Origin of the sequence: Kitasatospora sp. NPDC018619 (genome assembly GCF_044391605.1) — a bacterium.
GTDB lineage: Bacteria > Actinomycetota > Actinomycetes > Streptomycetales > Streptomycetaceae > Kitasatospora.
Map to the genome: position 1 here is coordinate 167,797 of NZ_JBISAI010000009.1, position 14,706 is coordinate 182,502.

11 protein-coding genes are annotated in these 14,706 nt (G+C 77.0%); 4 read left to right on the forward strand and 7 right to left on the reverse strand.

Annotation, left to right across the window (positions count from 1 at the left end):
* Positions 1-28 precede the first annotated feature (28 nt).
* The 3 genes from ACH5AR_RS16640 to ACH5AR_RS16650 form a co-directional block, all read right to left on the reverse strand.
* Positions 29-484 (reverse strand): archease, encoded by a 456-nt coding sequence (locus ACH5AR_RS16640; protein ID WP_396302128.1) that lies wholly within the window; start codon positions 482-484, stop codon positions 29-31.
* A gap of 75 nt (positions 485-559) precedes the next feature.
* Positions 560-1,795 (reverse strand): styrene monooxygenase/indole monooxygenase family protein, encoded by a 1,236-nt coding sequence (locus ACH5AR_RS16645; protein ID WP_396302129.1) that lies wholly within the window; start codon positions 1,793-1,795, stop codon positions 560-562.
* A gap of 132 nt (positions 1,796-1,927) precedes the next feature.
* Complete coding sequence (locus ACH5AR_RS16650) at positions 1,928-2,680, reverse strand: thioesterase II family protein (RefSeq protein ID WP_396302130.1); 753 nt, start codon at positions 2,678-2,680, stop codon at positions 1,928-1,930.
* 275 nt (positions 2,681-2,955) lie between these two features.
* On the opposite strand from ACH5AR_RS16650, the gene ACH5AR_RS16655 reads away from it, so the two are divergent.
* Entirely contained in the window at positions 2,956-3,141 is a 186-nt protein-coding gene (locus ACH5AR_RS16655; RefSeq protein WP_396302131.1) for a hypothetical protein, read from the forward strand.
* 3 nt (positions 3,142-3,144) lie between these two features.
* On the opposite strand, the gene ACH5AR_RS16660 is transcribed toward ACH5AR_RS16655, so the two are convergent.
* Positions 3,145-3,795 (reverse strand): AAA family ATPase, encoded by a 651-nt coding sequence (locus tag ACH5AR_RS16660; RefSeq protein WP_396302132.1) that lies wholly within the window; start codon positions 3,793-3,795, stop codon positions 3,145-3,147.
* Positions 3,796-3,934: 139 nt separating this feature from the next.
* Between ACH5AR_RS16660 and ACH5AR_RS16665 the strand changes: the two genes are divergently transcribed.
* Together ACH5AR_RS16665 and ACH5AR_RS16670 are read left to right on the forward strand one after the other, a co-directional pair.
* Positions 3,935-5,485, forward strand: a complete 1,551-nt coding sequence (locus tag ACH5AR_RS16665; RefSeq protein WP_396302133.1) for an AMP-binding protein — start codon at positions 3,935-3,937, stop codon at positions 5,483-5,485.
* Between the two features lie 166 nt (positions 5,486-5,651).
* Positions 5,652-5,834: a hypothetical protein gene (locus ACH5AR_RS16670; RefSeq protein WP_396302134.1), complete on the forward strand. Its 183-nt coding sequence runs from the start codon at positions 5,652-5,654 to the stop codon at positions 5,832-5,834.
* A 50-nt stretch (positions 5,835-5,884) separates the two neighbouring features.
* On the opposite strand, the gene ACH5AR_RS16675 is transcribed toward ACH5AR_RS16670, so the two are convergent.
* The 3 genes from ACH5AR_RS16675 to ACH5AR_RS16685 all read right to left on the reverse strand — a co-directional run bounded on the left by ACH5AR_RS16675 (position 5,885) and on the right by ACH5AR_RS16685 (position 13,176).
* Positions 5,885-6,871 carry an ABC transporter ATP-binding protein gene (locus ACH5AR_RS16675; protein ID WP_396302135.1) on the reverse strand — a complete coding sequence of 329 codons (987 nt, stop codon included), beginning with the start codon at positions 6,869-6,871 and terminating at the stop codon, positions 5,885-5,887.
* Between the two features lie 174 nt (positions 6,872-7,045).
* The gene (locus ACH5AR_RS16680; RefSeq protein ID WP_396302136.1) at positions 7,046-9,886 is read right to left on the reverse strand and encodes a hypothetical protein; all 2,841 of its coding nucleotides are present in this window, start codon (positions 9,884-9,886) and stop codon (positions 7,046-7,048) included.
* Positions 9,883-13,176 carry an FtsX-like permease family protein gene (locus tag ACH5AR_RS16685; protein ID WP_396302137.1) on the reverse strand — a complete coding sequence of 1,098 codons (3,294 nt, stop codon included), beginning with the start codon at positions 13,174-13,176 and terminating at the stop codon, positions 9,883-9,885. Before ACH5AR_RS16685 ends, ACH5AR_RS16680 begins: the two co-directional genes overlap by 4 nt.
* Positions 13,177-13,599: 423 nt before the next feature.
* Between ACH5AR_RS16685 and ACH5AR_RS16690 the strand changes: the two genes are divergently transcribed.
* Positions 13,600-14,331 carry an ABC transporter ATP-binding protein gene (locus ACH5AR_RS16690; RefSeq protein WP_396302138.1) on the forward strand — a complete coding sequence of 244 codons (732 nt, stop codon included), beginning with the start codon at positions 13,600-13,602 and terminating at the stop codon, positions 14,329-14,331.
* Positions 14,332-14,706 lie beyond the last annotated feature (375 nt).

Here is a 14,706-nt window from a genome sequence, read left to right on the forward strand (position 1 = left end):
GGCCGCCGCACCAGGGCCGGGGCCGGGTTCAGACGTCGACGACGGCCCGGCCGGTCCAGCCGTGCGGCCCCGGGCTCAGGTCCAGGTCGTGCAGGGAGACGGCCTTCGGCACCGCGCCGACCAGGACGGCCGTGGCGGCGTCGGCCATCCGGAAGCGGACGGCCACCCGGCGGGCGCCGTCCGGGCCCTCGATCGGGCCGACCGCCACCGCCGCCGGCAGTTCGCCGTCCGCGTCCAGCCGGTAGACGACCTCCTCCAGGACGCCCGCGAGCAGGTCCGGGTCGCTCGCCGCGAGGACGGTGCAGCCGCGCTCGCCGACGATCCGCGCGCCGGTGAGGTCGGCGAAGCTGCCGACCACGGCGTGCACCAGCTCGCCGATGCAGCCCTCGGCCGTCGGTGCCCAGGCCTCCATCCGCAGGTCGGCCGTGTGCGGCACGCTCCGGTGGCCGACGGCGGGCCGGCCCGCGGGGTCGCGTCCGTCCACGGGTGCGCCTCCCGCTCCTTTGCCGTCTTCCTCCAGCGTCGTCCCGCGGGCCGGGCCGGGGCAAGTCGCGCCGGCTCAGCCCAGCGAGGCCAGGTAGGCGGCGGTCAGCTCGGGGGTGGCCAGCCAGGCGGCGTGGTCGCTCGGCTCGGCGTAGGTGTTGGCGAGCCGGCGGCCGACCTCGGGGTGGTCGGCGGCGGCCGCGAACACCGCTTGGAGGTGCTCCGGAACGGTGAGCATCGCGGCGGTGAACTCCACGCTGTGGCGGGCCTGTTGCTGCCAGAATCGCTCGGCGGTGCGGCACATCCAGTCGGCCGTGTACGGGGCGTCGCCGTGCTCCACGACGGCCCGACGGCAGGCCTCGGCCGCCCGGGCGGCGTTGTTGGCGCCCTGCCCGGTGATCGGGTCGGTGACCACCACCGCGTCGCCGAGGCCCAGCACGTGCACGGAGTCCACCCCGGAGCCGAGTTCCGCCACCGGGTGCCGGACCACCGGGGTGACCGCGCCGAACAGCCCGGCCCCCGCGTCGGTCGGCTCGGCCCGCGTCCAGAGCTCCGCCTCCCAGGGCAGGTACTCGCCCAACAGCTCGCGGATCCTCGCCAGTTGGACGTCCGGCGGCGGGGCGTCGCCGAACGCGTCCAGCGGTCCGCCGGGCAGCGCCTCCCAGAGCAGGATGTCGCAGGGCCCGGAGAGGGTCAGCGCCGGCTGGAGGTACAGCTCGCCGAGGCCGGGCAGGGCGTTCATCCGGGCCCTCGGCCCGGCGGCCGGGTCCGGTGAGCCGACGCCGTGCGCGTACAGGCAGGACAGCACCCGCTGGGGCCGGTCGAAGGGCGAGCGGGCGGCGTCCCGCGCGAAGACCCCGGCGAGGGCGCCGCGGCCGGCCGCGACCACGGTCAGCTCGTGCCGCCGGGCCAGCTCGTACAGCCCGTCCCGGTCCAGCGTCCGGTACTCGACCACGCCGCCGCGCTCGGCCAGCAGCTCCAGCCAGCCGGCCAGCTTGAGCCGCTGGTCCACGGACTGGGCGGGCTCGTCCGGGGTCATGGTGAACTCCAGCGCGCGCACGCCCGGGGGCGCCGCCAGCACCGCCTCGACCGCGCGGACGGCCGGCGCCCGGTCCGCCCAGAGGTCCAGCCCGGCCGCCGCCTCGATCCGCAGCGCGGGGCCGAACATCGCCTGGGTGGACAGCACCCGGCCGCCGCGCAGCTGTTCCGGGGTGCGCTCGGCCACCAGCGTCACCCGGTACCCGTCCGCCACCAGCCCGAGCGCGAGCTGGAGGCCTGCCTGGCCCGCTCCGACGACGGCGATCCGGCGCACGACTGCCTCCCGGTGGTCTGTTGACGGCCCGTCACGCAGGCACAGTAGTCGAGCGGGCACGCTCCGGTCACCGGTGGGTGACACATCGGTTCGACCGTCGGGTCCGCGTCCGGACCGGCCGCCCGGGCCCGCTCAGCCGCCCAGGTGCGCGGTGAGCACCCGCACCACGTCCTCGGTGCGGTCGGCCAGGTAGAAGTGGCCGCCCTGGAAGACCCGCAGGTCGAAGGCGCCGGTGGTGTGCCGCGCCCACTGGCGGACCTGGTCGACGGTGGCGTGCGCGTCGGACTCCCCGGCCAGGGCGGTGATCGGCAGTGACACCGTCGCGTCGGGGGCGCTGCAGTAGGTCTCGACGGCCCGGTAGTCGGCGCGCAGGCTCGGCAGGACCAGCTCGCGCAGGCCGGGGATCTCGAAGATCCGCTCGTCGGTGCCGCCCATCGCGGAGATCTCGGCGAGCAGCTCGTCGTCCGGCAGCTGGTGGACCGTGGTCGTCCGGCGCAGCGAGGGCGCGCGGCCCGCCGAGACGACGAGCCGTTCGGGCCCCGGGACGCCGTCGCGCTCGAAGCACCGGACCGTCTCGAAGGCGACGGACGCGCCCATGCTGTGCCCGAAGAAGGTGAGCGGCCGGTCCGCCCAGTTGCGCAGCTCGTGGGCGAGCTGCTCGGCGAGCGCCGTCACCGAGCCGATCGTCGGCTCGCCGATCCGGTTCTGCCGGCCCGGATACTGGACGGCGAGCACGTCCGCGCACGGCGCCAGCGCGTTGGCGTACTCCAGGTAGTAGCTGGCCGAGCCGCCGGCGTGCGGGAAGATCACGATCCGGGCGGGCGCGGATTCGGACGGGTTGAACCTGCGGAACCACGGGTTCTCGACGACGGCGCTGCTGGACATGCGGGGTGCGGCCTCTCTGCGTGACGGACTCTGCCGCTCCAGTCTGGCAGTGCCGGGCCGGGGCGCCGGACGAAGTGGCGGTCATGGAGCGGTGGTAGGCCGGTAATCGCCCGTGCCCCGGCCGCCGGTGGCAGGATGGCCGCATGAGCGAACCCGACGCGTGGATCACCGTCACCGCCTACCGGAACCTGCCCGGCCGCCCCACCCCGCCGGCCGCCCTGCGCGCCTGACTGCGCGACCGGGGCATCGACTGGCCGCCCTTCGCCGCGGACGCGGTGTGCTTCGACCTGATCAGCGGGGCCGGGCGGGACGGCAGCCGGCAGTGCTGGGTCGGCATCCGGGTCCGTGCCGACGCGCTGCGTCTGCTCGGGCTCCATCCCGAGCAGGCGTCGGCGGCCGTGACCGGCCCCTCCCCGCCCGGCTGGTGGCACGCGGCGGCCGAGCGCCGGGCCCGGGGCTGAGCCTCAGGGTGCGGCGCCGAAGCGGACGCTCTCGGCGCGGGCGCGGGAGACGGCGTCGAGCAGGAGCACGGAGGAGGCCTCCGGCGTCGGCACCGGCCCGCCGGAGCGCACGTGCCGGGTGAAGGCGGCGAGCAGGCGCTCCAGTCCGCGGCGGTGGCGGCTGAAGGCCCGGGCGGAGGCGTGCCGGCCGCGGGCCCGCTGGCCGTCCAGCGCGGTGGCGGCGCCGACGTCCAGCAGCACCAGGTGCAGCTCGCGGCCCCGGCGGGCCGCCTCCCGGGCGAGCCAGCGCCGCATCCAGGCGCGGCTGCCGCAGTCGTGCACCAGGAGCGGGCCGCCGGCGCGCACCGAGGAGCGCAGCAGCCGGGCGTGCTCCAGCCGGGCCCACGGCCGGTACACCGCGTACGGCAGGGCGGCGGGCATCACCGCCTCGCAGGCCTCGTGCACCGTCCGCGGGTCCACGGCCCGGACGCCCGCCCCGGACCAGCGCCGCAGCAGCGTGCTCTTCCCCGCTCCCGGCAGCCCGGAGACCACCACGACGGCGTCGGCCGGGTAGGCGGCGACGAACCGCGCCCCGCCCTCGCCCCGCAGATCGACCACCCCGCGCGGCGCCACCACCGCGTCCGCCCTGCCGTCCACCAGCCCGCCCCCGTCCACGTCCGACCGGGAACCCTAACAACAACCCCGGGCCGCCGCCCGCGGCCCCACCGGTGCCCGTGGGGCCGCGGGCGACCGCAGTGCACCCGTGGGACCGGCCTTCCACTAGGCTGACGAACCGTCAGACAGGAGGCGGGCCATGGCGGAGGCGGCTGCGACGTACACCGCGCTGGTACTGGACGGGCTCGCGCGCGACCCCGCCCGGGTGGCACTGCGGTGCGGGCAGGAGGGGTGGAGCGGGCAGCGCTGCCTGGACCTGGTGCACCGCGTCGCCCGCGTGCTGGAGCGGGCCGGGCTCGGGCGCGGGGACGGTGTGACGGTGCTGGCCGGGAACCGGCCGGAGGCGCTGCTGGTGCGGCTGGCCGCGAACCTGCTGGGCTGCCGGGTCGCGATGCCGTTCCCGGACGGGCCGGTCGCGGAGCAGGTGGCGCTGGCGGAGTTCGCCGGGACGGCCGCACTGGTCTTCGACCCGGTCCGGTGCGCGGCGGCGGCCGAGGGGGTCGCACGGGTGGTGCCCTCGGCCGTCCTGCTGTCCCTGGGCCCGTCGCCGCTCGGGCTCGGCTCGGACCTGCTGGACCTCGCCGCGGACCGCTCCCCCGCCCCGTTCGGCCCCCGCGGCCGCCCCGAGGACGTGATGGCGGTGCGGTTCACCGGCGGCACCACCGGGCGGCCGAAGGGCGTGCTGCGGCGCTTCGGCCGTCCGCCCCGCCCGCCGCTGCCGTTCGGCTCGGTCTTCCTGCTGTGCACCCCGCTCTGCCACGGCGGCGGCGGCACGGCGGACCTGGCGCTGGCGGCGGGCGGCACCGTGGTGCTGCAGGACGGGTTCGACGCGGGGGCGGTGCTGGCGGCGGTCGAGCGGTACCGGGTGACCCGGACGTACCTGCCGCCGCACCTGCTGTACCGGCTGCTGGACCACCCGCTGCTGCCCACCACCGACACCGGGAGCCTGCGCCGGGTCGGCTACACCGGCTGCCCGCCCTCACCGCGGCGCCTCGCCGAGGCGACCCGGCGGCTGGGCCGGGTGCTGCACCAGACCTACAGCCTGACGGAGTGCGGGCCGGTCTCCCGGCTGGGCCCGGACGAGCACCTGGCGCCGCCGCTGCTGAGCACCGCGGGCCGCCCGTACCCGGACACCGCGGTGCGCGTCGTGGACGAGGAGGGGGCCGAGCTGCCGCCGGGCCGGACCGGGGAGATCTGCGTCCGCACGCCGACCGCGATGGCCGGCTACTGGCGCGACCCGGAGCTGACCGAACGGGTGCTGCGGGACGGCTGGCTGCACACCGGCGACCTGGGCAGCCTGGATCCGTCCGGGTACCTGACGGTGGCGGGCCGGCGGGACCCGATGGCCATCGTCGAGGGGCACAATGTGTTCCCCCGCGAGATCGAGGAGCCGTTGCGCTCGCACCCGGAGGTCCGCGAGGCCGTGATGTTCACGACCGCCGACCCGGACCGGCTGGAACGGGTGCACGCCGCCGTCGCCCTCGCGCCCGGCTCGCGGCTGACGGTCGAGCAGCTGCACGGCTGGCTCCGGGCGCGCGGCCCGGGCCGGTGCGCCCCCGAATCGCTCCTGCTGCTGCCCGCGATCCCGCTGACCGGCCTCGGGAAGCCGGACCTCGGCGCGCTGCGGGCCCAGGTGGGCGAGGGGGCCGGACGGGCGGCCGCCACCCTGGGGGCGCGCGACGGGATGTGACGCGCCCGGCGAGTGCTTCGAGCGCCTCCGTGAGCGACCTCTTCTGCGCCACCCGGCGGGAAGAACCGTCCGTGCGCACTCGACCGCGCGGCCCGACCTGCCGATACCTCCCCGGCAGCGTCGTCCACTCCGGTGTGGACCGCACCGTCCCCCAGGAGGCACTCCCTTGACCTGGCTCCGCGTCCTGACCGCTCTGGGCATCCTCGCCGTGGCGGCCAGTGCCCTGATCGTCTTCGCGCTCTGCACCGCCACCTCCCGCGGCGAGCGCGCCGCGGAGCAGGCGCCGCCCGACCTCCGGGCGGACGCCGAGGGCAGCGGGCTGTTCCAGCGGACGGGCGGCGACGGCTGAGCGGCCCGGGGAGGCGGCGGGCGCCGCCTCCCGGCCCGGCGCGCGCCGGGTCAGTGCCCCGCGAGGTCGTCCGGCCGGACCTCGATGTGGTCGGCCGCGAGGTCGACCGCCACCCGGTCCCGCATGCCCAGCGACTCCAGGAACTTGACCGGCAGCTGCACCCGGCCGCTGCGGTCCAGCATCACGTACTCGCGCTCGTTCACCGACTCCTCGCCGTGCTCGTCCGTCACGGTGCGGCGCAGCACCTCGCTGGCGGTCCGCCCGTCCCGGATCGCGACCGTGCGGCGGACCTCACCCGCGACCATCGGGTCGTGGGTGACGATCACCACGGTGGCGCCCAGTTCGCGGTTGACGGTGCGGAAGGACTCGAAGATGACCCCGGCGGTCTCCGAGTCCAGCTCGCCGGTGGGTTCGTCGGCGAGCAGCACCGGCGGGTTGTTGGCCATCGCCACCGCGATCGCCACCCGCTGCTGCTGGCCGCCGGAGAGCTCGTTGGGCTTGCGGCGGGCGAGGTCGCCGATCTCCAGCGCCTCCAGCAGCTCCGCCACCCGGGCCGTCTGCCGCTTGACCCCGCCGGCGCCCGCACGCCGGCCGCGCAGCTGCATCGGCAGGGCGATGTTCTCGGCGGCGGTCAGGAAGGGCAGCAGGTTGCGGGCGGTCTGCTGCCAGATGAAGCCGACCACCTCCCGCCGGTAGCGCAGCCGCTCCTTGACCGACATCTCCAGCAGGTCGCAGCCGGCCACGGTGGCGGTGCCGGCGGTCGGCACGTCCAGCCCGGCGAGGATCGTGAGCAGCGTGGACTTGCCGCTGCCGGAGGCGCCGACCAGGGCGACCAGGTCACCCTGCCGGATGGTCAGTTCCAGGCCCTGGAGCGCCTGGACCTCGACCCCCTCCGCGCTGAAGATCCGGACCAGCCGGTCGCAGACGATGGCCGCCCCCTCGCCGTACGCCCTGGGCGAGGCGGCGGCGAGGGCCCGCTGCTGGAGCTCCTGGAGGCTGGGGGCCTCGACGACCGTCTGCTCCTGGGGAGTGCTCATCACCGCTCAACTCCTGTCTCGACTGTCTGCTTCATCGCACCGCTCTCCACCCTCCGGACGGTCCGGGCCGCCGTCCCGGGCCGCCGTCCCGGCCGGGGCACCGCTTTGGCCGCCGTCCCGGCCGGGACACCGCTGGCCGCCGTTCCCGGCAGGCCGCCGCCGCCCGTCCCGGCCTCACGGCTGCTCCCCCGCCCGCAGTTCGGTGGCGATCCGGCGCCGGCCGGCGAGCAGCGTCTCCAGCACCACGCCGAGGCAGACCACCAGGCCCAGCCCGGCGGTGGGCAGCAGTACCGGCGGGACCGCCGGGGCCAGCGTCCCGGCGACCGGGGCCCCGACCAGCGCCGAGAGGTCGAAGGCGCCCCCGAGCAGGGCGACCGCGGCCAGCGCGACCAGCCCGCCGCCGGCGGCCGCCGCGAGGGTCTGCGGCAGCGCCTCGGCGAGGACCAGCGCCAGCCCCTGCCGGGGCCGCAGGCCCATGGTGCGCAGCCGGGCCAGCACCGCCGTACGGTCCGGTGCGGCCCGCAGCAGCGTCAGCAGCACGGCCAGCAGGGCGAACCCGGCGGCGGCGGCGCCCGAGTACCAGAACAGGCGTCCGGCGGCGCGCTGCACCGGGTCGTCGGCCAGCTCGGCGACCTTCTCGCGGCTGCTGTGCACCGCGTAGCCGGGGGGCAGCCCGGCCGAGCCCTTGCCGGCCGCCGTGGCCTCGTCGTTGATCAGCTTGGCGAGGCCCCCGAGGCGTGCGCCTGCGCCGGTGCCGCGCTCCGCCATCAGGTCGCGGACCCGGGCCGGGTCCACGTCCCCGACGGCGAACCAGGTGTTCACCTTCGTCGACCGCCTGAGCTCCGGCAGGTGCTCCGCGGCGGGGCCGGCCGGGACCACCACGAAGGGCTTGGCCGGGTCCGGCAAAGCGGGCGTGGCGGTGACGACCCCGGCCACGGAGGTGGCCATCTGGCTGCCGGAGGGCGTGCGCACCTGCGGCGCGCCCGCGGTCAGCCGCGTCGCCAGGCCCCGGCTGAACAGCGCGGGCACCGGGGTGTCCCGGCCGCCCGGAGCGGCCAGCCGGGCCGGGTCGAACCCGCCGACCCCGACGGTCCGCGCGATCTGCGCGTAGGCCTCGGGCTCGACCACCACCAGGACGGCGTCGGTGCTGGTGCGGTCGGCGCCGACGAAGGTGGCCCGGTCCTCGATCCAGGCTCCGGTCGCGGCCCGCACGCCGGGCAGTTCGCCGGCCGCCCTGGTGAACTCCTCCGGCAGGGTGGCGTAGACCGGGACGGAGACGGACACGTCGCCGCCGGTGGCGATGCGCGCGGCCCGCGTCCTGGAGTGGTCCACCGTCGAGAGCACTGTCGCGCCGAAGCCGGTGGCCGTCACGGCGATCAGCAGGGCGAGCAGCGGCAGCGCGGAGGGCCGGCGCCGCCCCGAGTCGTCGCGGGCCGCCCGGACCAGCCCGAGGAAGCCGACCAGTCCGCGGCCGCGGCCGGCCAGGGCGGCCAGCCAGCCGACCACGACCGGCTCGATCCGGGCCAGCAGCAGGCCGCCGGAGACGGCGAGCAGCAGCGGGGCGGCCACCAGCAGCGGGTCCACGCCGGCGCCCGGGCGGCCGACCCCGCGTCGGTGGACCTCGGCCACGGCCGCGGCGGTGACGGCGAGCAGGGCGAGCTCGCCGACCGCCCGGCGCCAGCCGCCCGCGGACCGCGGGCGCGCCCAGAGCCGCGCGGCCCGGAGCGGGAAGGTCAGGACCGCGAGCAGCGTCACGGCGAGCGCCAGCAGCACCGAGCCGCCCCAGCGCGGGGTGGGCAGCAGCACCAGGGCGAGGGCCGTCCCGAGCACGGCGGCGGGCAGCACGGTCACCGCGCCCTCGCCGAGCAACCGCAGCAGTACGCCGCCGCGCGAGCCGCCGCGGGCCCGGAGCAGCCGGATCTCGCCCGCGCGGCGGTCCGCGCCGAGCGCCGCGGCCAGGCAGAGCACCACGACCGCGACCCCGGCCACGCCGACCGGCCCGATGGCGCCCAGCGGGGCCGCGGCCCGGTAGCGGGCGGAGGCCCGGGCCAGCGCGTCCGGCATCAGCGAGGTGGCGTGCAGGTCGGCCCGGAGGGTGGTGGTGATCAGCGCGGACAGGCCGGGGCCGGAGGTGTACGAGGCGATGGTGGCGCGCGTGGCGTCGAGCCGGTCGGCCCGCAGTGCGCCGGGGTCGACGGGCAGCCGCCAGAAGTCCTGGCCGGCCGCGCCCCAGCGGGACAGCGCGCCCAGGCTGCCGCCGTCGACGAAGCCGCTGGTCCGGTACCAGGCCTCGTCGCCCTTGACGTCCAGGCAGGCCCGGGCCGGGCAGCCGAGCCCCTCCCAGAGCGGGTCCCCGGGGTCGTTGACCCGGTAGAGGCCGACCACGGTGCTGCGCAGCGGGTACGGTCCGTCGGTGCCGCTCTCGATGGTGTCACCGAGAGTGATCTTCAGGGTCTCGGCGGCCTTGGCGCTCAGCACGATCGGCAGCGGGCCGTCGGCCGGGGCGGGGCCCGGCCAGGTGCCCGCGGTGAGGGTCACCCGGTCGGCGAGGCCGTGCAGGTAGGACAGGCCGAGCACCGGGTTGGCGGCGGAGATCCGGGTGTACCCGGGGTTGAACATCGAGCGCTCGGTCTTGACCCGGGTGCCGTGGACCCCGCCGGACGGGCCCAGCGGCAGCCGCCGCCCGACGTCCTCGGCGAGCCTGTCCCGCACGGCTTCGAGGTCGGCGGCGCTGTCGGTGCCGATCGTCTCCGAGGTGAACTCGACGCTGGTGACGTTGCCGCCCAGGCCTCGGGTGAACTCCTGGAGCGCGGTGTCCGCGCCCCGGTCCCCGATCCGCGGGAAGGCGGCCGCCAGGAACACGGTGACGAGGGCGAGGGCCGCGGTGAGCAGCGCGGCCAGCGGCATCGCGCGCAGCCGGGTGCGGACCCAGGGCGCGGGCCGGTGGGCCCGCGCGGGCTGCGGTTCGGGCCGCGTCGGGCGGGTGGGCGCGGGGGCGCCGGCCTGGGTGGTCACATCTCCTCCACGTGGCGCAGCCGGGCGGCCAGGTCCCGGCGCCGACGGCCGATCAGGAAGGCCGAGAGCAACGGGACGGCGGCGATCGCGGCCGCGAACAGCAGCGCCTGACCGAGCGGCAGCTCGACCACGGCCTCGGGCACCGGTCGGCGGGCGGCCGGGGTCAGCACCACGAAGGGCACGATCAGCCGGACGAGCAGGGCACCCAGGGCCAGGCCGACGGCGCAGCCGAGACCGACCAGCACGGCGTTCTCGGCGGCGGCGGTACGGGCGGTCTGCCGGCGCGGGGCCCCCAGGGCGAGCAGCAGTGCGGAGTCCCGGGAGCGCTCGTGCGCGGCTCCGGCCACGGCGGCGGCGAAGCCGATCGCGGCGAGCAGGGCGGTGACGACCGCGATGGCCATCAGCGCGCTCTGCGGGGCGGCACCGACCGGGTCGCCGAACAGGCTCTCGGAGGCCTCGTCGTACAGCGCGAGGTCCTGGCTGCCCGGGGCGCCGCGCAGGGCGGCGGCGGCCTCGGCCGGGACGCGGTCGCCCGGGCCCGTGGCGGGCAGCCACCACTCGGTCCGGGGCGGCAGGCCGCGGTCCGCGGCGGCCAGTGCCCGGGCGACCGAGCCGAGGTCCACCACCAGCGCCAGGCGGCCGCCGACCGGGACGGCCTCGACCGCTCCGGTGATCCGGACCGGGACGACGACGCCGCTGAACGGCACCTGGACGGTGTCGCCGACCTTGGCGCCGACGGCCTTCAGGTAGTCGCGGGTGGCGACCCCGCCGAGGGCGGCGGGCGGGGCGGCGCCGGCCGGGGTCAGCACGGCGCGCACCGAGTCGCCGAGGCCCTCGGCGGAGTGGTAGCGGACGGTGAACAGGTTGTCGGCGGCGGCCGTCTCGGAGGCGAGCTCGGCGGTCTTGGCGCCGCTCCCGAGCCTGCGGGACGGCGGGGGCTTGACGGTCCAGCCGGCACCGGTCGGCACCGGGACGGCGGTGGCCGGCCCGTCGGCGCTCTCCGCGACGGCCAGGTTCCGCACGGTCAGCTCGCCCTCGTCGCGGTCGCCGAAGGAGACGGTCGCGCCGACCAGGGTGAGCGGGGCGGCGGCCGAGCCCACCGGGGCGTCGGCCAGGGCGCCGATCGGGATCGAGGAGCGGATCCGGCCGTTCAGCGGGAGCTCCCCGAACGCGGCCTTGTGGACCAGGCCGAAGCGGTCGCGCAGCAGCAGCCGGACCTCGGGGTGGACGGGGCTGGTGGTCCACCTGGTCTGCGGCTCCTGCTGCACCGTGATGTCGGCGTCGATCCGCAGCGGGTGGCCGGGCAGCGGGATGCCGGCGGTGGCGGGGCCGGCGAGCCCGCCGAAGACGTCGGCGGCGGTACGGCCGTCGAGCAGGTCGGAGCGGAGCGGGACGTGCGCGGCGAAGCCGGCGGCGTCCACGGCCAGCACCTGGCCGGTGCCGTTGTCCAGCGGCTGCTCGTCGCGCACCACCGGGACCAGCCGGTCGCCGCCGGGCAGTGCGCCGTAGCGGCCGCCCTGGCCCATGGGCGTGTTGTGCGACCCGGAGATGCGCAGGCCGCCGGCGGTGGCGAAGGAGGCCTGGTCGCGCTGGGAGGTGGTCCAGGTGGCGTGCTGGCCGAGGGCCAGGACGCCGGTGGCCACGGCCATGACGAGCAGCAGGACGGGGCCGGTGGCGCGGCCGGGCCTGCGGGCCAGCTGCCAGCCGACCATCGCGGGGCCCAGGCCCCTGCCCCGGGCGGCGATCCGGGCGCCCAGCCGGGCGACGAGCGGCAGCAGACGCAGCACCACCAGGGTCCCCGCGCACAGGGCGAGGGTGGGGGTGGCGACCAGCAGCGGGTCCACGTCCAGCCGGCCGGTGGCGTCGGGGGACAGCCCGCCGCCGTACTGGTCGAGCTGCTGGTAGGCGAGCGCGGCCAGGACGAGCACGGCGAGGTCGCCGCCGTTGCGGGCCACGCCGGAGACCACGGCCTGGCGCCGGCCGGCCCGGCGGCGCAGGGCGGCGCCGACGCCGCGCACCAGGCTGGGCACGGTGGCCAGCAGGATGCAGGAGAACGCGCAGAGCACGGCCACCGGCCAGAGCGACCAGCTGACCCCGGTGTCCAGGGCGACCTGGTGCGAGCTGCCGAGCCCGGCCAGCGCCCGGATCAGGAACGGGGTCAGCAGCGGCGCGAACACCGCTGCGGGCAGGGCCAGCAGCAGCGACTCCAGGGCGGTGAAGGAGCCGAGCCGGACGGCCGAGGCGCCGCGTGCGGCGAGCACCTCGTTCTCGGACTCCTGCCGCGCGGCGATCAGGTGGACGACCAGCAGCAGGGCGGCCGCGGCGAGCACCGCCAACTGGAGGGCGCCGATCAGCAGGGTGGACCGGGCGACCACCATGCTGTCCGACAGCTCGCGCATGATGTCCGGCAGTTCGGTCTTCGCGGTGAGCGAGGCGGTGGACCGCAGCTCGTCGGCGAGGCCCTGGGCGCGGTCGCCGACGGCCTGGGCGGTGGCCCGGTCGGCGCCGGAGAAGTCCGGGTCCAGCGACCAGCCGCGGCCGCCCTGGGCCAGGCCGCCGGCGGTGAAGGCGCTCTGGTCGACCATCATCGGGCCGAAGGTGGTGAAGCCGCGGACCTCGACCTCGTGGCCGCCGACGGGGTCGGTCCGCCAGTACGGGGCGGTCGGGTCGGTGGCCCGGTAGACGCCGGTGACCTTGACGGTCAGCGGCTTGCCGTCGCTCCGGTCGACGAGGCGGACCTCGGCGGGCAGCGCCTGCTCGGTCAGGCCGAGGCGGCGCAGCAGGCTCTGCGGGACGGCGGCCTCCGGGGCGGCGGACGGGGCCGGCCCGGAGGCGGTGCCCGGCCAGGCGCCGGCCAGCAGCCGCACCCGGCCGCGGTCGAGGTCGGCGAGGACCGTCAGGTCGGACGGGGCACCGGGGGCCTGGCCGCCGGGTGTCTGGCCGCCGGGGGCGCTGTCGGCCGCCGTGCCGCCCGGGTCCGGCAGTCCGTAGGAGTGGCTGCGCGTCATGCCGTCGGTGCGCACGGGCAGGTCCCCGAAGAGCTTCTGCCGGTAGGCGGCGAGCGCGTCCTCGTCCTTCGTCCGCTGGTCGGGCCCGTGCTCGCCGGTCACCACCACCGTGGTCCGGGCGTGACCGGGCCCCTGGAGCGCCTGCCGCAGGCCGGCCTCGCCGACGCTGCTGTTGAAGGCCACCAGGGCGGTCAGCACGGACGTGGTGACCAGCACCGCGAGCAGGACGGCGGCGGCCAGCGGCACTCGTCCGCGCAGGCGGCGCACGACGAAGCCGAGCATCGGGTTCCTCCCCCGGATTGACGTCCCCGGTCGCATCTCCGGGCCCCGTTCATCGATCCGATCCGCCCTGAGCACACATCGGCCACAGGTGGACGCACCGCAGGCGCATCAGCGCATGGATCACCGGCAATCGGTCGCCGGATAGCGGACGATGCTGTCAGATCCGATCCAGGAACGGAAGGGACTTGCGCTCATCAAGTAGGCAGTGCGCAAATTCCTTTCATTGGTAGCATCCCGGCCGAGGACGCCCCGACCAGAATGCCATGCACACTTCACAACTCCGGCTTCGGTGCGCGCCTTTGACCCGGGACACCGCTTTCTCGGATTCCCGCCCGGGAACGTGAACCATCGGACCACTCGTATCCGTCGAACGGACGGGACCCGGATCGCAACCGGGCCGCCACGCCCACAGGGGGACGCCGCATGACGAAGCACCAGGCCGCCACCGCCGAGACCGCCGCCCGGCCGATGGTGGCCGTGACCGACCTCCGCCGCAGCTTCGGCACCGGCGAGCGGGCCGTGCACGCCCTGCGCGGCGTCTCCTTCACCATCGGCCGCGGCGAGCTCACCGCGCTCAAGGGCCGGTCCGGCTCGGGCAAGACCACCCTGCTGAACCTGGTCGGCGGCCTGGACGACCCGACCAGCGGCACCGTCGCGCTGGACGGCATCGACCTCGCCGGACTCGACGAGGACGGCCGGCTCGCCCTGCGGCGGGAGCGGATCGGCTTCGTCTTCCAGTCCTTCGGCCTGATCCCGATGCTCACCGCCGCCGAGAACGTCGGCGTGCCCCTGCGGCTGCGCAAGGCCCCGGCCGCCGAGCGCGAGGAGCGCGCGCACGCCCTGCTCGCCCTGGTCGGCCTGGCCGACCACGCCAACCAGCGCCCCGGCGAGCTCTCCGGCGGCCAGCAGCAGCGCGTCGCCATCGCACGCGCGCTGGCCAACCAGCCCAGCCTGATCATCGCCGACGAGCCGACCGGCCAGCTGGACTCGGAGACCGGCCGCTCGATCATGGAGCTGCTGCGCGCGGTGGTGCGCAGCGAGGGCGTCACGGTGCTCGTCGCCACCCACGACCCGACGCTCATGGGGCTCGCCGACCGGGTGATCGAGGTCCGGGACGGGCGGATCGTCGAGGAGGGGGCGGAGCGGGCCGCCTAGGGCGGATCCTGCGGGTCCTGCGGGTCCTACGGGCCTGGGGTCTTGGCGGGTCCTACGGTCCTGCGGATCCCACGGGTCTCCGCCGGGTGCGGCAGAGGGCGAACGGCATGACCGCACGTCATTTCCGCCGTTCCGTCCCGGCCCGGGATTCACGGCGCACCGGCCCGTTGTCAGTGGCACGGGCCATGGTCGCCGACGACCCGCTGGAATCCTTTCCCGGGAGGTTCGACGACGATCTTCCGACGCATTCTCCGGTTCGTCCGGGCCCTTCGGGGACTCGCCGGAAAGACACGGTCGTGGGGGGGGGGGGGGGGGGGGGGCGGGCGGGGCGCCCCCCCGCGCCCCCCGCGGCCCGGGGCGCCCCGCGGGGCCGGC

Bases quoted from the DNA above. Each gene is read 5' to 3' on its own strand.
- ACH5AR_RS16690 (WP_396302138.1), top strand. From the start codon at position 13,600: ATGACGAAGCACCAGGCCGCCACCGCCGAGACCGCCGCCCGGCCGATG.
- ACH5AR_RS16675 (WP_396302135.1), bottom strand. From the start codon at position 6,871: ATGAGCACTCCCCAGGAGCAGACGGTCGTCGAGGCCCCCAGCCTCCAG.
- ACH5AR_RS16685 (WP_396302137.1), bottom strand. From the start codon at position 13,176: ATGCTCGGCTTCGTCGTGCGCCGCCTGCGCGGACGAGTGCCGCTGGCC.
- ACH5AR_RS16665 (WP_396302133.1), top strand. From the start codon at position 3,935: ATGGCGGAGGCGGCTGCGACGTACACCGCGCTGGTACTGGACGGGCTC.
- ACH5AR_RS16650 (WP_396302130.1), bottom strand. From the start codon at position 2,680: ATGTCCAGCAGCGCCGTCGTCGAGAACCCGTGGTTCCGCAGGTTCAAC.